This window comes from Photobacterium halotolerans DSM 18316 (genome assembly GCF_000425165.1).
In the GTDB taxonomy this organism is placed as follows: Bacteria; Pseudomonadota; Gammaproteobacteria; order Enterobacterales; family Vibrionaceae; genus Photobacterium; species Photobacterium halotolerans.
This window is the reverse complement of the sequence record NZ_AULG01000012.1, coordinates 184,219-206,893: the sequence shown is the minus strand read 5'-3', so window position 1 is coordinate 206,893 and position 22,675 is coordinate 184,219. Positions and strand designations below refer to the sequence as shown.

The 22,675-nt window shown below is 55.4% G+C and carries 22 protein-coding genes; 4 read left to right on the top strand and 18 right to left on the bottom strand.

The window, feature by feature from the left end:
* Positions 1–88: 88 nt before the first annotated feature.
* From trpS to rpe, 3 genes are all read right to left on the bottom strand, one after another.
* Positions 89–1,093, bottom strand: a complete 1,005-nt coding sequence (gene trpS, locus H511_RS0101030) for a tryptophan--tRNA ligase (protein WP_027250642.1) — start codon at positions 1,091–1,093, stop codon at positions 89–91.
* A 104-nt stretch (positions 1,094–1,197) separates the two neighbouring features.
* The gene (locus tag H511_RS0101025) at positions 1,198–1,881 is read right to left on the bottom strand and encodes a phosphoglycolate phosphatase (protein WP_027250641.1); all 684 of its coding nucleotides are present in this window, start codon (positions 1,879–1,881) and stop codon (positions 1,198–1,200) included.
* Positions 1,881–2,555 (bottom strand): ribulose-phosphate 3-epimerase, encoded by a 675-nt coding sequence (gene rpe, locus H511_RS0101020; protein ID WP_027250640.1) that lies wholly within the window; start codon positions 2,553–2,555, stop codon positions 1,881–1,883. Before rpe ends, H511_RS0101025 begins: the two co-directional genes overlap by 1 nt.
* 171 nt (positions 2,556–2,726) lie before the next feature.
* On the opposite strand from rpe, the gene H511_RS0101015 reads away from it, so the two are divergent.
* A complete protein-coding gene (locus H511_RS0101015) occupies positions 2,727–2,924 on the top strand; it encodes a DUF2970 domain-containing protein (protein WP_027250639.1) in 198 nt (65 codons plus the stop codon).
* Here H511_RS0101015 and dam read toward each other — a convergent pair.
* The 9 genes from dam to pilM all read right to left on the bottom strand — a co-directional run bounded on the left by dam (position 2,902) and on the right by pilM (position 11,289).
* Entirely contained in the window at positions 2,902–3,729 is an 828-nt protein-coding gene (dam, locus tag H511_RS0101010) for an adenine-specific DNA-methyltransferase (RefSeq protein WP_027250638.1), read from the bottom strand. The two genes, H511_RS0101015 and dam, sit on opposite strands and share 23 nt — an antisense overlap.
* Before the next feature lie 134 nt (positions 3,730–3,863).
* Positions 3,864–5,459, bottom strand: coding sequence for an SPOR domain-containing protein (locus tag H511_RS0101005; RefSeq protein WP_051287653.1), 1,596 nt, complete (start codon positions 5,457–5,459; stop codon positions 3,864–3,866).
* A gap of 14 nt (positions 5,460–5,473) precedes the next feature.
* On the bottom strand, positions 5,474–6,547 hold the full coding sequence (gene aroB, locus H511_RS0101000; protein ID WP_027250636.1) for a 3-dehydroquinate synthase: 1,074 nt from the start codon (positions 6,545–6,547) through the stop codon (positions 5,474–5,476).
* Between the two features lie 20 nt (positions 6,548–6,567).
* A complete protein-coding gene (gene aroK / locus H511_RS0100995; RefSeq protein WP_027250635.1) occupies positions 6,568–7,086 on the bottom strand; it encodes a shikimate kinase AroK in 519 nt (172 codons plus the stop codon).
* 207 nt (positions 7,087–7,293) lie between these two features.
* Positions 7,294–8,628, bottom strand: a complete 1,335-nt coding sequence (locus H511_RS22095) for a type IV pilus secretin PilQ (RefSeq protein WP_051287651.1) — start codon at positions 8,626–8,628, stop codon at positions 7,294–7,296.
* 37 nt (positions 8,629–8,665) lie between these two features.
* Entirely contained in the window at positions 8,666–9,139 is a 474-nt protein-coding gene (locus tag H511_RS0100985; RefSeq protein ID WP_027250634.1) for a hypothetical protein, read from the bottom strand.
* A complete protein-coding gene (locus H511_RS0100980) occupies positions 9,136–9,759 on the bottom strand; it encodes a type IV pilus inner membrane component PilO (RefSeq protein WP_027250633.1) in 624 nt (207 codons plus the stop codon). Before H511_RS0100980 ends, H511_RS0100985 begins: the two co-directional genes overlap by 4 nt.
* Positions 9,752–10,345, bottom strand: coding sequence for a PilN domain-containing protein (locus H511_RS0100975; RefSeq protein ID WP_027250632.1), 594 nt, complete (start codon positions 10,343–10,345; stop codon positions 9,752–9,754). Before H511_RS0100975 ends, H511_RS0100980 begins: the two co-directional genes overlap by 8 nt.
* Entirely contained in the window at positions 10,339–11,289 is a 951-nt protein-coding gene (pilM, locus tag H511_RS0100970; protein ID WP_081669129.1) for a type IV pilus biogenesis protein PilM, read from the bottom strand. Before pilM ends, H511_RS0100975 begins: the two co-directional genes overlap by 7 nt.
* A gap of 143 nt (positions 11,290–11,432) precedes the next feature.
* Here pilM and H511_RS0100965 point away from each other — a divergent pair, with 143 nt between their 5' ends.
* Positions 11,433–13,982 carry a penicillin-binding protein 1A gene (locus H511_RS0100965; RefSeq protein WP_027250630.1) on the top strand — a complete coding sequence of 850 codons (2,550 nt, stop codon included), beginning with the start codon at positions 11,433–11,435 and terminating at the stop codon, positions 13,980–13,982.
* A gap of 72 nt (positions 13,983–14,054) precedes the next feature.
* On the opposite strand, the gene oxyR is transcribed toward H511_RS0100965, so the two are convergent.
* Entirely contained in the window at positions 14,055–14,954 is a 900-nt protein-coding gene (gene oxyR / locus H511_RS0100960; protein WP_027250629.1) for a DNA-binding transcriptional regulator OxyR, read from the bottom strand.
* Between the two features lie 161 nt (positions 14,955–15,115).
* Here oxyR and H511_RS0100955 point away from each other — a divergent pair, with 161 nt between their 5' ends.
* Both H511_RS0100955 and H511_RS0100950 read left to right on the top strand, forming a co-directional pair.
* Entirely contained in the window at positions 15,116–15,844 is a 729-nt protein-coding gene (locus tag H511_RS0100955) for a glutathione peroxidase (protein WP_027250628.1), read from the top strand.
* Between the two features lie 72 nt (positions 15,845–15,916).
* A complete protein-coding gene (locus H511_RS0100950) occupies positions 15,917–17,368 on the top strand; it encodes a dihydrolipoyl dehydrogenase (protein WP_027250627.1) in 1,452 nt (483 codons plus the stop codon).
* Here the strand turns inward: H511_RS0100950 and H511_RS24840 are convergent.
* The 5 genes from H511_RS24840 to argC form a co-directional block, all read right to left on the bottom strand.
* On the bottom strand, positions 17,334–17,471 hold the full coding sequence (locus H511_RS24840) for a hypothetical protein (RefSeq protein ID WP_169449964.1): 138 nt from the start codon (positions 17,469–17,471) through the stop codon (positions 17,334–17,336). The genes H511_RS0100950 and H511_RS24840 overlap by 35 nt on opposite strands.
* Before the next feature lie 15 nt (positions 17,472–17,486).
* Positions 17,487–19,364 carry an argininosuccinate lyase gene (gene argH / locus H511_RS0100945; RefSeq protein ID WP_027250626.1) on the bottom strand — a complete coding sequence of 626 codons (1,878 nt, stop codon included), beginning with the start codon at positions 19,362–19,364 and terminating at the stop codon, positions 17,487–17,489.
* 72 nt (positions 19,365–19,436) lie between these two features.
* The gene (locus H511_RS0100940) at positions 19,437–20,645 is read right to left on the bottom strand and encodes an argininosuccinate synthase (protein ID WP_027250625.1); all 1,209 of its coding nucleotides are present in this window, start codon (positions 20,643–20,645) and stop codon (positions 19,437–19,439) included.
* Positions 20,646–20,789: 144 nt separating this feature from the next.
* Positions 20,790–21,569, bottom strand: coding sequence for an acetylglutamate kinase (gene argB / locus H511_RS0100935; protein WP_027250624.1), 780 nt, complete (start codon positions 21,567–21,569; stop codon positions 20,790–20,792).
* Between the two features lie 26 nt (positions 21,570–21,595).
* A complete protein-coding gene (gene argC / locus H511_RS0100930; protein WP_027250623.1) occupies positions 21,596–22,609 on the bottom strand; it encodes an N-acetyl-gamma-glutamyl-phosphate reductase in 1,014 nt (337 codons plus the stop codon).
* Positions 22,610–22,675: the final 66 nt, after the last annotated feature.

The window sequence follows — 22,675 nt, the reverse complement described above, 5'->3', positions numbered from 1 at the left end:
TCAGCAGGGGGAATTTGCGGCAAACGGAGACAAAAAAGCAGAAGGTGCTGCCTTCTGCTTACATTTGTACGCTTAATGAGATTGGCGATTACGGGCGGGTGACAAAACCCACGGCCTGGTAGACCTTCTTCAGCACCTCGGCGGCACGCGCAGAGGCTTTCTCGGCACCGGTTTTCATTACCTGATCCAGGAAAGCACGATCTTCACGGTATGCGTGATAGCGCGCCTGAAGCGGCTCCAGCATCGCCACCACCGCCTCAGCGGTATCTTTCTTCAGATGGCCGTACATCTTATCGCTGTACTCGGCTTCAATGTCGGCCAGGCTCTTGCCTGTCACACCCGACATAATGCCCATCAGGTTCGACACCCCAGGCTTGTTCTCGATATCAAACACCACGCGTGGCGGCTCTTCGGAATCGGTCACCGCGCGCTTGATCTTCTTGGTGATCGCTTTCGGGTCTTCCAGCAGACCAATCACATTGTTGCGGTTGTCGTCTGACTTGGACATCTTCTTCAGCGGATCCTGCAGGCTCATGACGCGCGCGCCAACTGGCGGAATGTAAGGTTCAGGCACCACAAAGGTATCGCCGTACAGGTTGTTGAAGCGAATCGCGATGTCACGGGCCAGCTCAAGGTGCTGCTTCTGGTCATTACCCACAGGCACCTGGTGCGCGCCGTACAGCAGGATATCTGCCGCCATCAGCACAGGGTAAGAAAACAGACCGGCATTGATGTTTTCCGAATGGCGCTGTGATTTGTCTTTAAACTGCGTCATCCGGTTCAGCTCACCCATCTGGGTGTAGCAGTTCAGTACCCAGGCCAGCTGCGCATGCTCAGGAGCATGAGACTGAACAAACAGGGTGCTCTTTTCCGGGCTGACACCCACCGCCAGACACAGCGCCAGCGCATCCAGCGTAGCTTCTCGCAGCGCGACCGGATCCTGACGGACTGTGATGGCATGCAGGTCCACCACACAGTAGTGGCAGTTGTACTCATCCTGCATTTGTTCCCACTGACGCAGCGCACCCATGTAGTTACCAATACTTAACTCACCGGAAGGCTGTACGCCACTAAATACAATGGGTTTACTCATGATGGGATATTCCTGTTTTTCCTAAACATATCCGGCGGCACCTGTGCCGCCTGAAAACAATAAGTGACCGGCTAAACCTGACGCCGATCGGGTCAACGCTGCGGTTAGGCGATAGCCACCACATCCAGCAACTGGCTGAACTGATCCAGCACCCGGTCCGGGTGACTGTCGCTGATCGGCAGGCCATAGTTGTAGCCATAAGTCAGGCCGACAACATAGCATGAGGCCGCCTGAGCTGCCAGAACATCGTTGCGGGAGTCGCCGACCATCAACATCTCGCTGCAACTCAGGCAATGTTTTTCCATCAGCCAGTGCAGCGCGTAAGGGTCCGGCTTTTTCTTCGGGAAGGTATCGCCGCCGATCACATCGGTAAAATACTGACTGATCCCGTACTCTGCAAGAATGTGCGGCACGAACTGTGAGGGTTTGTTGGTAACAATCGCCATAGGGATCCCGGCCTGATGCAGGGTTTCCAGCGTGTCTGTCACCCCCGGGTACAGCACTGTCTTTTTGTGGCCGCCCTCGCGATAAAAACGGTTGAACATCACCAGTGCTTGTTGGTGCAGCTCGGGATCCAGCGCCGGGTCCAGCTCAATGCTCTGACTCAGGGCGCGGCCAATCAGAGTCTCAGCACCATTGCCTATCCAGGTCTGGGTCTGCGCTTCGGTCACGCCGGGTAAGCCCAGCGCTTGCATGGTCTTATCGGCAGCATCGGCGAGGTCCGGTACACTGTCGAGCAAGGTGCCGTCCAAATCAAACGTGATGAATTTAATACCTTCAATTTTCATTAACGCTTCACCTTGGCCAGTTCTGCCCGCATCTCGTCAATCACGGTTTTATAATCCGGCTGACCAAAAATCGCCGAGCCGGCCACAAACATGTCGGCACCGGCCTGAGCGATTTCACGGATATTCTCCACTTTCACCCCACCGTCGATTTCCAGCCGGATTGCACGGCCAGAGGCCTCAATTCGCTCGCGCACCTGGCGCAGCTTGTCCAGGGTATGCGGAATGAAAGACTGTCCGCCAAAACCCGGATTGACCGACATCAGCAAAATCATGTCCAGCTTGTCCATCACATGATCAAGGTAATGCAGCGGTGTGCCCGGATTGAAGACCACACCGGCCTGACAGCCGTGGTCTTTGATCAGCTGCAGGCTTCGGTCCAGATGCTCTGTCGCTTCGGCATGGATGGTGATCATGGTCGCGCCGGCCTTGGCAAAATCCGGAATGATGCGATCCACCGGCTTGACCATCAAATGCACATCAATCGGCGCAGTAATGCCATAATCACGCAGTGCTTTACAGATGGGGGCACCAAAGGTGAGGTTAGGGACGTAGTGGTTATCCATTACATCAAAGTGGATAACATCGGCACCGGCGGCCAGCACTTTTTCAACCTCTTCACCCAAACGGGCAAAATCGGCAGACAAAATGGAGGGAGCGATCAGAAAATCCGTCATGTTCAGCCTCTGTACTTGAATGGGTTCCCGCGCGGTATACCTATACGGGGCAGTAAATGGGCAAAATTCTACCCGATCTCCACCCCGATGTCTTACCGATTTGTTCCGCGGTCCTTTCTGGGTTTACAGGCTAAGCTAAGCATAAGGAAGCGCAGACGACAGGAGTTATTCATGAAGCACAAACCCGCATCCAAGAAACCCAACCTGTGGCGCAGCGTAGGCGCTGCTCTGCTGGGTGTTCAGTCCGATCACAGCCGGCAACAGGATTTCAGCCAGCCCAGTGCCCTGCCCTTCATTCTGGCCGGACTGGTCGCAATTGTGCTGTTTGTCGGAATGCTGGTGATCATCAGTCGTTTTGTGGCGGGCTGAACAGCGCCAGCAGTTCGTCCACTTTATTGCGGCCACCGCCATTTCGGCTGATCGTGCGTTTCACCCGCACCACTGACAATTCCGCACCGTGATACAGGCGGCGGGTCAGTGTGGTGTCGTGATTGGAAATCAGTACCGGGATCTGCCTTTCTGTCGCCGCTTTTTCTGCCACATCGGCCAATGCTGCCTGATCGTCCAGACTGAAACCATTACCGGAATAGGAGGTAAAATTGGCCGTGGTGGACAGCGGCGCATAAGGCGGATCGCAATAAATCACACTGCCTTTGCGGGCGCGGGAAAAGGTCTGATGATAGCCTTCACAGATAAAGGTCGCTTTTTTGGCCTTTTCTGCAAAGTGGTACATTTCAGCTTCCGGGAAGTAAGGCTTTTTATACGAACCAAACGGCACATTAAAGCCGCCTTTCTTGTTGTAACGGCACAAGCCATTAAAGCCATGGCGGTTCATATAAAGAAAATACAGAGAACGCAGGTAGGTATCCTGAGTCTGGTTAAACGCTTCGCGGATAGCCAGATAGGCACCTTTCTGGTTATATTCCGGGGTGAAATACTGCCGCGCATCTTCGATATAACGCTCGGGTTCGTGCTTAATCACATTGTAAAGATTGATTAAATCCGGATTGATATCAGCCAGCAGATAGTCGTCGTAGTCCGTGTTAAGAAATACAGAACCCGCACCGACAAAAGGTTCAACCAGTTTTCGTGCAGGTGGCAGATGTCGTCTGATGTCCTCGACCAGAGAAAACTTGCCTCCGGCCCATTTCAGAAAGGCACGCTGCTTTTTCATTTGGTTAACCTACCACCCATAACGACTGTCTTTTCAAAGGTGGCGGATTGTAACCTATTTCTCACCTGACCCATACTGCTTGGGGACAATTATCCCCCCAACAACTCAATTACTGCCGACCGGGCGCCATGCGGTTACTGAACCCGGTCAATTTCGCGGTGGATCTGGGTATAAGATTTCACCCAGGGCTGCACCGATTGCACTTTCGCCGGTAATTGCGCCTGTGCCCGGCGGGCGGCAGCCACGCTGCTGTAATCGCCAGTGACCACAATATACCAGCGCACGCCCTGCCGCTGAGTCTGATACACCTGGGCGATATCAGCAATCCCGTATTCATTGAGGAAACTGCGGGTGGCATCCAGCGAATGCATAGCGGCCAGCTGCAGCGCATAATGACGGCTATTGACCGCCTTGAGGGTATCTTTATCTTCAGCCATGGCTGCCTGCAGGCCGGTCAGTTGCGGTGCTGTTGGAGCCGCTTCTGCCGGTGCTGTACTGACAGGTTCAGCACCTTGCGTTTGCTCGGGCGCCGAAGCCGCGGGAGTGTCAGCCGCCTGACTGAGAGCCTCCTGGGCGGCCACTGCCAGCTCGCCTGAGCCACCGGTTTCCTGCTCGGTGATCATGGCATCCACCACATCCGAGGGCACCACCACGCGCTGGCCGGCGGTATTACTGCGGCCAACGGTCAATCCTTCAATGGTGACCGGCTCGGGTAAGGTCTCCGCGTTTTCCCCGGCAAAGGCGGTCGATCCCGGTTCTGCTACCTGGCTATCGCTATTGTCTGCAGGCCCATCAGTCAGGCTATCCGCTGAAAGTGGCCTTGCGGTATTCCCATCCGGTAACGCCGCAAGGCCATCAGCCGATTGTGCCAGTGTTTCATCTGCTGCCGCCATCTCAGGGCTGAGTGATTCCGTATCAGATTGAGATGATGCTGTCTGATCGGGGAAGTACCAGAACACCAGGCCCGCCGCTGCAATAACCAGCAACAGCAGCAAGAGTGCGGCCGGGGAAAAGGCTCGGGAGTGTGTATTGGTCATATTCGCCACCTCCGTGTGATTGAGTGCCGATAATGCACCGGGTGTCGGCGCCACATCAGCCGCCTGCGCTTTGAGCGCCCGACGTTGATTGGCATCAAGGGAATGGGCGGCCAGAACCAACTCCAGAAACGCCTGTACTTCCTGTTCAGGCAGCATTGGAATTTCCAGCTCCAGCGGCGTCTGCCCCTGACCATGAGAGACTTGATGCAAGGCTTTGGTTAACCGGCCAGTCTGACTAAAGAGTAGTACATTCACCTGCCAGTCTGCTGATTCTTGTGCTTTCACCACCAAAGCCCACAGCTCGCCAATCAGTGCCGGACTGAGCATATGCGCATCATCGATCACCAGCAGCAACTCAACCGGTTTCCCGGCCAGCAGACGCTCGACACTCTGATGCAGGGGATCACTCTCGTTAAACACGGCGCCCGGAATCAGCTGGTTAAGCAATATGGTTCTGTGCTGGCTGTCATTTTGTGCCGGGTGACACATCAGCAAGGCCTGTCGGGTATGGGTAATACCGTCCGAGTCGGCCCATTGCTCAAGATAACGTTGTGCCAGCCAGGATTTACCGGCCCCGGGTTCGCCGCTGATTTGGATCAAATGGGAGCTGAATCGGGTCAGAAACTGTACCCGGGAAAGCAATTGGATCTGGCTGTCCAGATCCAAAGACGTCAGAGAAGCGGCTATCGTCATGTATTATTACAACATCAGGGTTCTATCACCTGACGCAGGATGTCATTCGGTACATCAGAAACGACCTCGGCACGACCAATTCCAGTCGGTAATACCAGCCTGAGCTTACCTGACAACACTTTCTTATCCCGCATCATGTGCTTGATATAATGGTCAAAGTTCATAGTTTCCGGTGCAACGACCGGCAGGTCAGCCTGCACCAGCAATGAACGGATTTTTTCCGCTTCTGCTGATGTCATCAAACCTAACAGACAAGCCGTTTGCGCCGCTTGTACCGTACCGGCAGCAACAGCTTCACCGTGAAGCCAATTACCATACCCCATCTCAGCTTCAATCGCATGACCAAAAGTGTGACCTAGATTCAGCAGCGCGCGCACACCTGACTCTTTCTCGTCAGCGGCAACCACATCTGCTTTGATCTGGCAGCATCGGGCAATCGCCTGGCTCAGTGCGTTGGCATCCAGCGCACGCAATTGATCCAGATGCTGTTCCAGCCACTGGAAGAAATCCTGATCAACGATAATGCCGTATTTGATCACTTCCGCCATCCCGGCTGCAAACTCGCGGGCGGGCAGGCTTTTCAGGCAGTCGGTGTCAATGATCACCGCCTGAGGCTGATAAAATGCCCCGACCATGTTTTTACCCAAAGGGTGATTGACGGCCGTTTTACCGCCGACCGATGAGTCCACCTGCGCCAGCAGGGTGGTCGGAACCTGAATAAAATCCACCCCACGCTGGAAACAGGCAGCGGCAAAACCCACGACATCGCCAATCACGCCCCCACCCAGTGCCACCAGCACCACGTCGCGGCCATAACTGCCTTCCAGCAGAAATGTCATGATTTGATTAAAAGTATCGAGGGTTTTGTACTGCTCGCCGTCAGGGAGGTTGAGCAGGGCCACGTCCTTTGCCAGTGGACTGAGCGTGGCCTGCAGTGTGTCGGCATAAAGAGGGGCGACAGTGTCATTACTGACGATAACAACCCGCCGGCCAGTCACAGAGGTAAAATAGTCCGGATCAGACAGTAATCCGGTGCCAATTGAAATATCGTAACTTCTCTCACCCAGACTGACTGTAATCCGCTCCATGACTCGTTGTTTCTCCGTCGTTAACGCTCTTCCAGCATTTTGATAATTTGATTAGCAACGACCTTAGCACTCTGGTCGTCGGTACGTACTGTGTAATCCGCTACTTCTTCATACAATGGATTACGCTCTTCTGCAAGCGCTTCAAGCACTTCACGAGGTTTATCGGTTTGCAGCAGAGGGCGCTTCTTGTCACGCTGAGTACGTGCCAGCTGTTTCTCAATGGTGGTTTCCAGATACACCACGATACCACGAGCTGACAGACGGTTTCGGCTCTCTTTGCTTTTCACCGAGCCTCCCCCGGTCGCCAGGACTATGCCTTGCTCCTGGGTAAGATCGTCGATGACCGCTTCTTCACGGGCACGGAAGCCTTCCTCGCCTTCTACGTCGAAGACCCAGCTGATGTCGGCGCCGGTACGCTCTTCGATCACAGTATCTGAGTCAAGAAACTCCATATGTAACTGCTGTGCAAGGTGTCTGCCAATGGTGCTCTTACCGGCTCCCATTGGTCCTACCAAGAAAATATTTCGTTTTTCAGCCATGTTTAGCAAATATACGCGCGATTAAAAAATAGACAAAACCGCCCACAGGCTATTGATTTGCATGCCTGAGGCGCCAACTTCCTCACATTTCATTCGTGATAAGACCGAAAATTATCTCAGGACTCACTGCTGTTTGGCAATAGCCAGTCTCAGTCAAGCGTCTAATCTCAGCAAAATAAACACCCCCTGCGCCTGCGCCCGGCCTCACTATCGGAGGATTTTCGGGGTCACGAAAATTAATAATTCACGTCTGGTATCACGGTCGAGCTCTTGCCTGAACAAACTGCCCAGCAGGGGGATATCCCCCAGCAGAGGCACTTTGCGAACGGCCTGACTGAACTGGTGCTGAAAAATGCCGCCCAGCACTATGGTCTCGCCGTTGTCCACCAGCACCTGGGTGCCAATCCGCTGGGTATCAATCGCCACCGCTTCCCCTGTGCCTGTCATCACCGTCTCGCCGGGCTTGTTCTGCGTGACCTCAAGATCCAGTACCAGCTTGTCATCCGGGGTGATCTGCGGCGTCACCATCAGACTCAGCACCGCTTTCTTGAAGGAGACAGACACCGCACCACTTGACGAGGCTTCGAGATAGGGGATCTCTGTCCCTTGCTCAATATAGGCCATTTTTTTGTTTGTCGTGACCAGTCGGGGGCTGGAAATGATTTCAGCCTTCTCCTCAGCCTGCAGAGCCGACAATTCCAGATCCAGCAGCTGATCGCCCCATCTTGCCACCTGAAAGGCGATTCTGGCGGCGCCAGCCTGAGCGCCGAGGTTCACATTGAGATAATCACTGACATCCGGCTCAGGGTTATCGGCTCCCAACGCCGCCAGGTTTCCTTCAATGGAACCCCCGAGCGTCACGCTGCCACTGGTGTCTAACATCCCCCAACGTACGCCAAGATCCGTGATATCCTTTTCATTCATACTGACAATGCGCGCTTCTATCTGCACCTGCTTGACCGGTTTATCCAGGGCGTCAATGATAGCAAGCAGGTTATCCATGCTGTCCGCCACTTCCTTGACCACCAGAGCATTCGTTCTGTCGTCCACATGCAAAGCGCCATACTCGGTCAGCAACCCCGACTGCCCGGGTTTACCTGCCAGCATGTCCGCCAGATCCGTGGCTTTGGCGTACCGGATAAGAATCACTTCGGTTTTGAGCTCCCTGCCCTGCGGGGGCTGGCGGATACTCTGCGGCTCCTGAGCGGCCATTGCTGCTTTTGGTGCCACCACCATAATATTGCCATGACGCTGGTAGGCCAGCCCTTTCATCTGCAGCACAGTATCCAGCGCCTGAGACCAGAGTACATCTTTGAGGTTCAGGGTAATATTGCCCTGTACTTCATCGGAAACCACCAAGTTATGCTGCTGGTGATCGGCCATCACCTGTAACAGCTGACGCACCGGAACATCCTGAAAGTTAAGCGACAATCGCTTGCCATTCGCTGGAGATACACCCTCAGACTCTGCCATAGCCAAGCCAGTACCAAGCACAGAGATCATGCAGTATGTCAGCATGAACAGTGCACAAAAAATCTGCATGTTTTTTCTTTCCTGAATAATGCTGCTCAGACCGGAGTCAGGCGAGGCTGTCTGGCGCGCTCAACCGCACACCCCGCCGGGACAGCTGAAGAATATGATGAGTCACAGCCGGGCAGCCGGGCACGCCGCGGGTCTGTAAAATCAGTCCTGTTTGCCCGGCATCCACGCTGAGCACCCTGACTCCGGGTCCGATAACCTGATCGGGCCTGGCTTTGAACAGTCGCCCGTCCTCAGCGCTCAGCAGCGCCGCCCATCCGTGCTCATCCCTGACGCTGCCCTTCATCATCAGTCCCTTAACCAGCATGTCTTTAGCCGTTCTCTGACACGCGACGGATTCAGCCTCCATCACCTCAAAGCGCTGAAACGGTGAACCTAGCAGACTGGGGCTAAACACAGGTGCGTCTGCCAGACTGAACCCTGTGGCAGGCACAGCCACCAACAGCAAAGCAACGCGGCCCATGCTGTAAAAAAAGGGGTGAAGGGAAAAATGGCGGAGGAAAAAACTGATCACTGTCCTCTCTCCTGTCTCTGGTCATCCGTCAGAATCGGATCACCGGACGGCACCGGCATCTGATACAGGTGCGCACTTCCTGTAACCCGCAGCTCAGCCGATTGCCTGTCGACAGGCTGCATCGTCAGTTCATTGACCAGCAGTAGCCGGTGCATGGATGCCAGCCGGGCTAACAATGTCCCTGATGAGTCATAGCTGCCCTGCCAGGCAAAGCGCACAGGCTGCACACTGTACCACGGGTGATTTTCCCTTTTTCCCCACATGAGGTGCTGCAAGGCTACGCCGGCCTCCACACTGAGTGCTTCAATATCAGCCAGTACTTGCGGCCAGGCCGATGTATCTGGCAACCGGGCCGATTGCTGCCGGTAAAGGGTCATCATCTTATCTGTCCGCGCCGCCCAGTCCGGCAATAACTCCGCCTGTGTGCGCTGCCGGGTAAGCTGCGCCCTCAGTGACCGGGCCTGATCTTGCAACCCGTGCTGTTGCTGGATCAGCGCTTTAATGCTCCAATGCCAACTCAGAAGACATAAGATCACCAGCAGCCCCAGGCAGGCCGCCAGCTGATAACGCAGTGGCCAGTTGGGCATAGACTCCAGTGTCAGATCCCGCCAGTCAGTCATGAATATCCTCCAACAGCGGCGAAACTAAAGTCATAGTGACGGAAAATCGCTGAAAGGCTCCGTCGCCGGCTGTGAGCGGATCACTAAGTCCCGCCGGATTATCGCGTTGCACTGAATGCAGCTGACTGTGGCTCACCCACTCCTGGCGCTCGATCCGGGCCAGCAAGTCCGGTAAAACCGCCAGTTGCCGGGTCTGACCGGCCAGCACTATGGCATTGTCTTTCAGTGTCAGCCTCTCCAGCCCGGCGGACAGCGGCAGGAGATCTGGCAAGTCATTGAGCAGATAAATCAAGGGAAAACGCGCATGATGCCAGCGGCTTACCGCCGCCAAGCGAGACTGATACAACTGATGCTGGTGCTGATAATCAGCCAGTTTGGCAAGATCGGGCGCCAGCGCGAGTATTTGCTGCTGGATACGCTCGTTACTGCTTTTCTGGTGCGCCACCCGTTCTCCGTGATAAAGCCGTAAGCTCCCCATGATCAGCACCGCCAGCACCACAGTCACCGTCAGGCAGCACCAAAACCGGCGGGCATGTGCAATAAACTGTGCGTCACGCCAGGGCAAGAGATTGACCGGGATCAGCATGAGAGCGCCCCTCTGACAGCCAGAGCCGCCGCTCTGGCCCAGGCGGTATCGTGCGGCACAGCCACCGCCGGTGAGCGGTGCTGCAAAGGAAATACCTGCCCGGGGGTTAAAAGAGCAACGGGCAGTCCGCACGCTTGCTGCCACCAGGCCAGTTCCTCATCAGACAAAGCGCGTCCTGTCAGCCACAGCCCGGTTAACGGCGACAGGGAATGATAATGCAGCAGTTGCCGGAGCAGTTCCGATGAGGGTGCATTACCAGAGCGGCTCAGCATAAAGGTGCGATGCAGCGGCAGACTGTGCGAAAAGCCGGCGGCAAGATCCGCTTCCTCACCCCCCAAACAAACCAGCGCCGGGTTTACTCCCATTGCCGTGATTGCCTGCCGGTGACAGTATGCCAGCAGCCACAAGAGTGCACGCGCCTGCAATTCCATGATCACAGGATCAAAACCGGCCTCACGCACACTCTGGGTCCGGGCTTCAAGCGCTGAGGTTTTTGCCGCAAAGACCTGAAAGCGCAATCCGCTGTCCGTCTCCCCCTGCTCGGAAAGCGGGGCGGGATAATAGTCCAGGCTCAGTGCTTCGGGCTCCATCGACAAGGTACCCGCCAGTATCTTTGCCAGTTCGGTTCCGATATCCTGTCCCCAGCGTTGCTCCAGCGTAAGTTCTTGCTGCACCACTTCGCTGTCAGGCAGTGACAGCACAGTACGGGCAGATCGCTTTGGAAGCAGCGTCCGTATTTTACGCAAGGCTGACAACAAGATAGGTCCGGAAAGGCTATTGTGATGGAGCCCGCCACCGGGGGACGCCCCGGTATGTTCTGCAGAAGACAAAGCGACTTCAGCGTAATGCAATAACGCAAGCCGCCCTTTATTTTGCTTAAGCACGACCGCCTTTACACTATGGTGGCCGATATCTATCCCGGTCCAGACTGGCTTGTGCAACATGGCGTGGTATGCTCCTCTGGTAAAGACAAGGCAAAATTATTCGATTAAACACCTCTGACGGCGTTAAATTTATTTGAGTTATCTTTATACTACTGACTGAAATAGCGCGGATGGCCAAACGAAGGTGTAACGGGAATTCTCAAGTGAAGTTCATAAAGCGATTATTTATTTTTGCAATCATTTGCATCATTCTTGGAGTCAGCACGATTTTTGGTTTCTACCTGTATCTGAAACCGGATCTCCCTGATGTCGCAACGCTTAAAAACGTTGAGTTACAGACACCTATGCAGGTCTACAGTGCTGACGGCCAGCTGATTTCCCAGTTTGGTGAGAAGCGCCGTATCCCGCTGACTCTGGATCAAATTCCTCAGCAGATGATCAACGCGGTGATCGCGACTGAAGACAGCCGCTATTATGACCACCCGGGCATTGACCCGATCGGCATCGCCCGCGCGGCCTTTGTGGTGGCGACCTCAGGATCGGCCAAGCAAGGCGCCAGTACCATTACCCAGCAGCTTGCGCGTAACTTTTTCCTCAGCAATGAGAAAAAAATCATGCGTAAAATCAAAGAGATTTTCATCGCCGTTCACATTGAACAGTTGCTGAGCAAAGATGAAATCCTGGAGCTGTACCTGAACAAAATTTACCTCGGTTACCGGGCATACGGTGTCGGTGCGGCGGCACAGGTCTATTTTGGTAAAGACGTCAGCCAGCTGACACTGAGTGAAATTGCCATCATTGGCGGTCTGCCGAAAGCACCGTCCACCATGAACCCTATCTACTCGCTGGATCGGGCAACCACACGCCGCAATGTGGTATTGAGCCGTATGCTGGATGAAGGCTACATCACCCGCACAGAATTCGAACAGGCCAAAGCGGAGCCAATCGTAGCCCGCTATCACGGGGCGGAAATTGCGCTCAATGCCCCTTACTTTGCCGAACGCGCCAGAGCCTGGATGCTGGATCGCTACGGCGAAGATGCCTATACCTCCGGGATGAAGGTCTTCACCACTGTCAATCCCAAGCTGCAGCAGGCGGCACAACATGCCGCCGTACAAAACCTGATGGATTATGACCAGCGCCACGGTTTCCGTGGTGCAGTGGCCACTCTGTGGATGCCGGAACAGGCGGTATGGGATGAGCAGATGATCCTGGATCATCTGGCCAAACAGCCAAGCTACGGCGAGCTGGAACCCGCTGTGGTGGTTAAGGTCGGCGCGAACAACGCGGAGGTCATCCTGCGCAGCGGCCAGCACCAGAGTCTGGACTGGGACGGCATGAAGTGGGCACGCCGCTTCATCACCGACTCCAGTCAGGGCCCGGCACCGAAGTCGGCCACAGAGATCCTGGCACCCGGCCAGCAGATCTGGGTACAGCACAAAGGCGAGCACTGGGTGCTGAGCCAGGTGCCCGATGCCAACACCGCCTTTGTGGCCATTTCGCCATACAATGGTGCCGTGCAGGCCATGGTGGGCGGGTTTAACTTCGTACACAGCAAATTTAACCGTGCCACCCAGTCCATCCGCCAGGTAGGTTCCAGCATCAAGCCGTTTATCTATTCGGCCGGCCTGAACTCGGGCATGACGCTGGCGACTCTGATCAACGATGCACCGGTGAACAGCTGGGATAAAAGCATGGGCACCGCCTGGCGTCCGAAAAATTCACCACCGACCTACAATGGCCCGACCCGCCTGCGTATCGGCCTGGCACAGTCGAAAAACGTGATGGCGGTCCGCGTCCTGCAGGACGTCGGGCTCGACGATACCATCAGCTACCTGACCCGTTTTGGTTTCAAGCGTGAAGATATCCCCCGGGCAGAAGCTATTGCTCTGGGTGCCGGCAGCCTGACTCCGCTGGAAATGGCGCAGGGCTTCTCTGTGTTTGCCAACGGCGGCTACTTTGTTGAGCCTTATTTCATCGAACGGGTGGAAGATGCCTACGGTAATCTGGTGTATCAGGCCCATCCGAATGTGGTCTGTAATGATGATTGCCAGCGCAAAGAACAGCTGGCCGGCAACCATGTGGTAGCCAGCCGTGCTGTGATGCATGACATCGCCATCAGTGAAGAAGAGCTGGGCCCGACGGGTAATGCAACGGCTGCGGATCAGCAGCCGATTCGCATCGCACCCCAGGTCGTCACCGAGCAGAATGCTTTTCTGGTCCGTGAAATGCTGGAAAGCAATATCTGGGGCGGCGGCGACTGGCGCCACGGCAGTGGCTGGAACGGCACAGGCTGGCGGGGCCAGGTACTGAAACGCCGTGACATCGGGGGGAAAACCGGCACCACCAACGATTCCAAAGATGCCTGGTATACAGGCTTCGGGCCGGGTATCGTCGCCACCGCCTGGGTCGGCTTTGATGATCACAGCCGCGAACTGGGCCGCACCAGCACTAACCCCAACATTACTGATGATCAAACCGCCGGCGCGGAAGCCGGAGCCAAAACGGCGCAACCCGCCTGGATTGGCTTTATGGAGCAGGCGCTGCAGGATGTGCCTGAACAACGCAAGCAGCTGCCGCCCAACATTGTTCAGGTGCGTATCGACCGTGACACGGGCAAGCTGACCAAGAAAAATGACTTTACCTCTATGTTCGAGTACTTCATTCAGGGAAGTGAACCGAAAGAGTATGTCGGTGAAGGGGGCAGCGACGGCGGTCTGTTTGAATCCGACAGCTCGGACGAACTGTTCTGACCCACTGTGCGGAACAGGGATTCTGAATAAGGAAAAACAAGCGCGCCTCTGGGCGCGCTTGTTTTTTGTGAATTAACTGTCCAGATGCAGACTGATACTGCGCCTGATTTGCTCCGCCAGCTGCTCATAACGCCCTTTGAGCGGTGAGCCGGGACGGTACGCCAGCGTAATCAAACGGCTCGGTTCAGGATCACAGGCTTTCAGGTAGCACACACCATCACGTTTGGCCGTGTGAGGTGTTGCCAGCTTAGGCAGCAAGGTAATGCCGCTGCCGGCCGCCACCATATTGCGCAGGGTTTCCAGACTGGTCGCCTTGAAACTGCCGTCTTCCTTCGCGCCGGCGGCAAAACAAAACCCCATCGCCTGATCGCGCAGGCAGTGTCCGTCACCCAGCATCAGCAGGGTATGACCATTCAGCTCCTGCATTGGCAGTTCACTTTTGTCCGCCCAGGGATGCCCTTCTGGCACCGCCAGCACCATAGGCTCATGGTAAAGAGACAGCTCTTTAAAATGCTCGCTTTCTTTTACCGCAGCCAGAATGATGCAGTCCAGTTTGCCTTCTTCTAATTGCTGCACCAGTACCTGCGTCTGTGCTTCATGCAGATACAACTCTAACTGGGGAAACGCCGCTTTAAGCGCCGGGATAATCAGGGGCAGCAAATAAGGCCCGACCGTGGGAATAAAGCCGACATGCAGCGGGCCGGCCATGCTTTCCCCCTGCTGACTGGCCATTTCTGCCAGTACCTTGACCTCGTGCAGTACCTTCCTTGCCTGAGTCACCAGACTGAGCCCGACATCCGTAAACAGCACCTTACGGCTGGTCCGCTCCAGCAAAGACACCCCTAACTCGGTTTCCAGCTTACGGATCTGCCCGCTCAGGGTCGGCTGGCTGACAAAGCACGCCTCTGCCGCTTTACGAAAATGACGATGCTCTGACAGCGCCACCAGATATTCGAGATCTCGGATATTCATCGATCGGTTCCCATTTCATTTAATAGAAATTAACGATTAATAAGATAACAGTAAACGATTAGAGCTATCAATCCAAATTTTGCATACTGGCTCCATCAACAGGAACAAGACAAAAATGTTCCACAAAATATTGAAATCAAAACATCCATCAGGAGAACAACATGTTTACATCAAAAGAAGGTCAAACGATTCCACAGGTTACTTTCCGTACCCGTCAGGGCGATCAGTGGGTTGATGTCACCACCGATGAGCTGTTCAGCAACAAAACCGTTGTCGTATTCAGCCTGCCGGGTGCGTTCACGCCGACCTGCTCGTCAAGCCACCTGCCGCGTTACAACGAGCTGGCTTCTGTCTTTGCCGCGCACGGTGTGGATGACATCCTGTGTGTCTCGGTCAACGATACCTTTGTGATGAATGCCTGGAAAGCCGATCAGGATGCAGACAACATCACTTTCATCCCGGACGGCAACGGAGAGTTCACGCAAGGCATGGGGATGCTGGTGAAGAAAAACGATCTGGGCTTCGGTGACCGTTCATGGCGCTACAGCATGCTGGTGAAAAACGGCGTGGTCGCAAAAATGTTTATTGAGAACGATGAACCGGGCGACCCGTTCAATGTTTCTGACGCTGATACTATGCTGAACTACATCGCCCCTGACCATAAACTGCAGGAGTCGGTCACCATTTTCACTAAACCCGGCTGTCCTTTCTGTGCCAAGGCGAAACAGAACCTGATCGACAAAGGCCTGCAGTTTGAAGAAGTGATCCTGGGTAAAGATGCCACCACGGTCAGCCTGCGCGCTGTCTCTGGCCGCAGCACTGTGCCTCAGGTGTTTATTGGTGGCAAGCACATCGGTGGCAGCGAAGAGCTGGAAGCCTACCTGGGTTAATCCCCCATTCCAAAGGCAGGGCTGAGCGCCCTGCCGGTATGCCCCTGAACTGAATGTCGTTGGAGAGAAAAGATGAAAACCTTAACCGTGGATGTAGCCGTCATTGGTGGTGGTACGGCAGGTCTGGGCGCTTACCGCGCCGCCAAAGCGCACACAGACAGCGTGGTTATGATAGAAGGTGGCCCTTACGGTACCACCTGTGCCCGTGTGGGCTGCATGCCCTCAAAATTGCTGATTGCGGTGGCCGAAAGCGTCCACAACATTGAAAAAGCCCCCGCCTTTGGTATTCATCCGCAAGGCGAGATTCAGATCAACGGCCGTGAAGTCATGGCACGGGTCAAGCGCGAACGTGACCGCTTCGTCGGCTTCGTGCTGGAGAGCGTCGATGAGATTGCCGCAGAAGACAAAATCAGCGGCTATGCCAGATTTATCAATGACACAACGCTCGAGGTCGACGGCCACACCCGCATTGAAGCCCAGCGCATTGTGATTGCCACCGGCTCCCGTCCGGCCTATCCGGGCGCATGGCATGAGCTGGGTGATCGCCTGGTGATCAATGATGATGTCTTTGCCTGGGATGATCTGCCGGCCTCGGTGGCAGTCTTCGGTCCGGGTGTGATCGGACTGGAGCTGGGTCAGGCGCTGCACCGCCTCGGGGTTGAGGTCAAAATCTTCGGTCTCGGCGGTCAGGTCGGCCCGCTGACCGACGATGAAGTCATGGCGTATGCCAATACCGCCTTCAATGACGAGCTGTACCTGGATGCCGATGTCAGGGTCGAAAGCATGAAGCGTGTTGGCGACCATGTTGAGATTCAGTTCCTCAACAAATCGGGCGAGCTGGAAACCCAGACGTTCGACTATGTGCTGGCTGCGACGGGCCGTCGGCCGAATACCGACAAGCTGGCGCTTGACAACACCAGTGTGGCGCTGGATGAACGCGGCGTACCGATTGCCGACCATTTCACCCTGCAAACCTCGGTGGCGTCGATTTTCATTGCCGGTGATGCCAGCAACCAGTTGCCTCTGCTGCATGAAGCGGCCGATCAGGGCCGGATCGCCGGTGACAACGCCGGCCGCTTCCCGGATATTCGCGCCGGGCTGCGTCGCTCGAAAATTTCCGTGGTGTTCACCGAACCGCAAATTGCCATGGTGGGGGAAAGTCGCCGCGAAATCACTGAGCGGCTGGGTAACTGCGGCTGCTTTGAGGTCGGTACTGTTTCGTTTGAAAATCAAGGCCGCTCGCGAGTGATGCTGCGCAATAAAGGCATACTGAACCTGTACGGCGAACATGGCACAGGCCGTTTTCTGGGCGCTGAGATGATGGGGCCCAACGCTGAGCACCTGGCGCATTTACTGGCCTGGGCACACCAGAGCAAGATGACAGTGGCGCAAATGCTGGATATGCCCTTCTACCATCCGGTGATCGAGGAAGGTGTCCGAACCGCACTGCGTGATCTCAACGCCAAACTGCATCTGGGGCCAGAAATGATCAAGCACTGCATGGACTGTGGTCCAGGCTGTTAATGCAGTCCCAATGACACTGACGGGAAACAATCACCACCGCCATAGGCGGTGGTTTAGGGGTGACAAAAAAGCGCCGGATCACCGGCGCTTTTTTATGTTTCATTCAAACACCTGACGATCAGGCGACGTTGACGCTCGGAATCACATGCTGCTGATCCAATCTGACTTCCAGTGCCACCTCGTCACAGGCATGCTGACGCGGGCACATATCGCAGTCTTTCATCACTTTCTCCGGCAACAAAGATTTTGAGGTCGGAATAAAGTCCTGCTTCATGAAAAATTCAGGCACACGGGTCAGCACAAACACCCGCTTGATGGCCATCTGACTGGCTTTTTCCAGCAAATGCTGAATCAGTGCCTTGCCCTGCCCCTGGTGCTGCCAGCCGGCCTCAATACCCAGCGAGCGGATTTCCGCCAGCCCTGAGTCGTAGACATAAAGCGACGCACAGCCTGTGACCACCCCCTGGGTTTCTGCCACCGCAAATGAGCCGATATCACGCACCAGTTCGTTCCGCGGACGCGGCAGGTTCTCGCCCAGTCCGGCCCAGTAAGCCACCATGCCTTCAATGGCATCCAGATCGGTCAGCCGCGCCCCCCGTACCTTCACTCCCGGCGCATGGCGTTTCGACAAGCGTTTCTCCGTCTGCGCAATGGCGTGATCGACCTGATTGGGCGCCACACCACCCAGAGCACAGCGTTTCTCCAGACAGGATTCAATGGTCAGGATCGGATACACATCCTCAGCAATCACCGGCGAGAAGGCTTTCATCTCCTCCAGCGACAGCTCTTCCAGCGCACAGCCTTTCTCGATAGCCGCCACGACAGCCACGCCGACGATATGGTGTGCTTCACGGAACGGAATGCCCTTGGCCACCAGGTAATCGGCCAGCTCGGTGGCATTGGAATAGCCCTGCATCGCTGCTTCCAGTGTCCGGTCTTTGTTGACCTTGATACCGTCAAAGCACAGCGCGGCCATTTCCATGCATTCGTGCCAGGTGTCCAGTGCGTCGAACAAGCCTTCTTTGTCTTCCTGCATGTCTTTGTTGTACGCCAGCGGCAGCGCTTTAACCGTCATCATCATGCCCGCCAGCGAACCGTAGACCCGGCCACACTTACCACGGATCAGCTCCAGCGCATCCGGATTCTTTTTCTGCGGCATCAGCGATGAGCCTGAGGTGACGGTATCGGCCAGCTCAATAAAGTTGGACTCGCCCGAATTGTAGAAAATCATGTCTTCTGCCAGACGGGACAGATGCAGCATGGAAATCGACGCCGTCGACAGCAGCTCCATCACATGGTCACGGTCCGACACAGAATCCAGACTGTTGCGGGTGGCGCGGTGGAAACCCAGACTGTGAGCCAGGGCTTCACGGTCAATCGGGTAAGCCGTACCGGCCAGTGCACCGGACCCTAGCGGACAGGTATCTAACCGGTGCAGCGCATCACTCAGACGTGAATGGTCACGCTCGAACATTTCCACATAAGCCAGACACCAGTGGGCAAACGTCACCGGCTGGGCACGCTGCAGGTGGGTGTATCCCGGCAGCACAGTGGCCTGATGTTCACGGGCCACCGTAGTCAGCTGGCTTTGCAGGTGATCCAGCATCATGAGTAACTGGTGTCCCTGCTGACGGCACCACAGCTTGAGATCGGTCGCCACCTGATCGTTACGTGAACGGCCGGTGTGCAGCTTTTTGCCCAAATCCCCCACACGATGGATAAGCTGCTGCTCAACCCAGCTGTGGATGTCTTCGGCATCAGACTGGAGGATCTGTTGCGGATCCTCCATCACAGCCAGCTTGAGCTCATTGAGTGCCAGCTCCAGCTTCTGCTGCTCCTCTTCGGTCAGTACCCCGACCTGACGCAGCGCTTTGGACCAGGCCACCGAGCCAACGATGTCTTGCTCCGCCAGGCGGTAATCAAAACGCAGGGAATCGTTAAACTGCTTGAACCGAGTATCTGCTGCCTGACTAAAACGTCCGCCCCATAGTGCCATGGTACTTCTCCTTTGCTGTACGACCGACTTGCTCACATGTCTTTATTAGTAATGCGCTTTACGCTAGTTAGGTTATTTTTTCTGTTCGTTCAGGGCACGGATACGGCTTGCCAGCGAGTACAGGCGGATAAAGCCACCCGCATGGCTGTGGTCGTACACTTCGTCTTCACCGAAGGTAGCGAACTCTTCCGAGTACAGGCTGTTCGGCGAACGTTTCTGAACGGCCGTTACCTGGCCTTTGTACAGTTTCAGCACCACTTCGCCATTGACGTCCTGCGCCAGCTCATTGGCGGCGGCCAGCAGTGAACGGCACAGAGGCGTGAACCAGCGGCCATCGTAAATCAGGTGCGAGGCTTTCAGGCCGATACTTTCACGGAATTCAAACGACTCTTTGTCCAGTACCAGTTGTTCGACGGCACGCAGGGCTTCCATCATGATGGTGCCTCCCGGTGTCTCATAACAGCCACGGGACTTGATACCGACCAGACGGTTCTCGACGATATCGATACGACCGACACCGTGCTCGGCACCTTTCTTGTTCAGATACACCAGGGCTTCATACGGCGACATGGCTTTGCCGTCGACTGCCACAATTTCGCCTTTTTCGATCAGTACAGACACTTCTTCCGGGGTGGTCGGTGCATCTTCCGGATCTTTGGTCCATACCCAGCACAGCTCATTAGACTGGTTCCAGGTGTTTTCCAGCACGCCGCCTTCGGTTGAAATGTGCCAGGCATTTGCGTCACGGGAATAGATTTTTTCCAGCGTTGCCGTGGTTGGAATCTTACGCTCGGCCAGATAATCCAGCAGGGCTTCACGGCTGCGCAGATCCCATTCACGCCACGGGGCAATCACAGTCAGTTGTGGTGCCAGGGCCGCGTAGGCACTTTCAAAACGCACCTGGTCGTTGCCTTTACCGGTACAACCGTGGCACAGGGCATCCGCGCCCACTTCCAGCGCACATTCCACCTGGGCTTTGGCGATAATCGGACGGGCCATTGAGGTACCCAGCAGGTATTTCCCTTCATAGACAGCACCGGTTTTCAGGCTTGGATAGATATAGTCTTTGACCATCTCCTCTTTCAGATCGGCGATATAACAAGCCGATGCACCTGACGCCAGGGCTTTTTCTTCAATACCGACCAGTTCCTCTTCGCCCTGGCCCACATCGGCGACGAAAGCGATCACTTCACAGTCATAGTTCTCTTTCAGCCATGGAATGATGGCCGAAGTGTCCAGACCGCCGGAATATGCCAATACAACTTTACTCACCTTGCTCATTGTTACTCTCCTGTGTTGCCTGCTCGACGGTCTACCCGTTCAGGCGATATCAATCTTTACTGTTTAAAACATCAAACAAAATAAGGGTAATCTTTATATCCAAACACCGGGTTACCGCCAGCGTTTGTACTCAATTCTGCTGGTTCAGAGCACAAATCGGGTGCCGATTTGCTCACCGTCAAACAGATTCACCAGTTGATCCGGGTAGCGCCAGCCCGCAATTTCGACTGCACGTCCCAGCCCTTTGGCTGCCTCAAATGCCGCTTTGACTTTGACAATCATGCCGTCGGTAATCACGGCCTGCTGGATCAGCGCATCCGCCTGAGGCTCGCTCAAAGACGCAATCAGATGCCCTTTGCCATCCAGCACGCCACTGACATCCGACAGCAACACCAGCTCGGCATCCAGCGCCGCGGCCACGGCCACCGCCGCCTGATCGGCATTGACATTCATCAGCTCACCGTCAGCCGTCAGGCCAATCGAGCTGACAATCGGCAGATAACCTGCCGCTATGATGCCGGACACTAAGTGGCTGTCGCCCGGTGCGGCTTTGCCGACCGCGCCCAGCTCAGGGTCCAGCTCAGTAACCTGGCACAGACCACCGTCTGCCAGACTTAATCCTACCGCTTTCACCCCGGACTTGATGGCCTGGCCCTGCAGCATTTTATTGGCCGTCCCCGCCAACGCGCCGGCAATCACGCCGATCTGATCAGCCGGGGTCACACGTAACCCCTGTTTTTTCACCGTCGGCAGGTTCAGCTGCTTCATCAGGTCATCAACCAGATAGCCGCCGCCATGGACCAGTACCAGAGGCCGGTTGGCCTTGGCCTGATAGGCATTGATGGCACCAAATACTTTTTCCAGCGTGTCGGTACACGACAGCACTGCTCCACCCAATTTGATTACTAACGGCGACTGTTCCATCCCGGTTCTCCTCTCAACAGCCAGACTTAACCAACCAGCGCAGTCAATGGCGCAAAACCATTACGAATATTTATGCATTGCATCGCCTGAGACGATGCACCTTTTAATAAGTTGTCGATAGCCGACGTGAGGATCACATGCTGCCCCTGCACTTTCCAGCCAATATCACAGAAGCAAGTATTAACGACATCCTGCAAACGTGCTGCGTTATTGCCCAGCAGACGCACCGCCTGCTGGCCCGGCTGGGTATAGGCCGCTTCCATCGCTTCTGTCACCGCTTGCGGGGTCACCCCAGGTGCCAGCTTGGCGGTAATAGTGGCCAGAATGCCCCGTTTGAAATTGCCCAGATGCGGGGTAAAAATGACATCAGTACCCAGGTGCGCGGCAATTTCCGGCTGATGACGGTGGGTAAAGACACCGTATGCCATCAGGCTGACTTCACAAAAACTGTTGGTCATGCTGGCTTTACGGCCTGCACCTGACACACCGCTGACCGCATTGATCACAGGCCATTGCTGGGTATCGAGCAGTCCCGCTGCCAGCAGCGGTTTCAGGGCCAGTTGTGACGCGGTCGGATAACAGCCCGGTACGGCCACCAGCTGAGCTTTGGCTATCGATTCAGCATTCCACTCCGCCAGACCGTATACCGCCGCATCCAGCCAGTCGGCATGCTGATGCGCAAACCCGTAATACTGCGTATAAAAGTCATCGCCCTTCACCCGAAAAGCACCGGACAGGTCAAAGACCTGACAACCCGCCGCCAGAAAAACAGGCGCCAGGTCATGGCTGACTTCATGCGCCGTTGCCAGCAGCACAATATCGGAAGCCTGTGCCACCGCGGCCACATCCGTCAAAGGTTGCAGTGGCAGATCAACCTGCCCGCGCAGCTGGCCGTGCAGCTCACTGATCGCCTTGTTAGCGTCCAGACTGTTTTCGGACACATAAAGTCCGGCCAATTGCAGATGCGGGTGTTTATGGACCATAGCGGCCAGCTCTGCGCCGGTATAACCGCTGGCACCTATGATAGATGTGTTCAACATATTGGATCCCGTTGTCATCGTTGTGAAATTCACTATCAAGAAAATATAACTGCTGTGTGTTCAGCG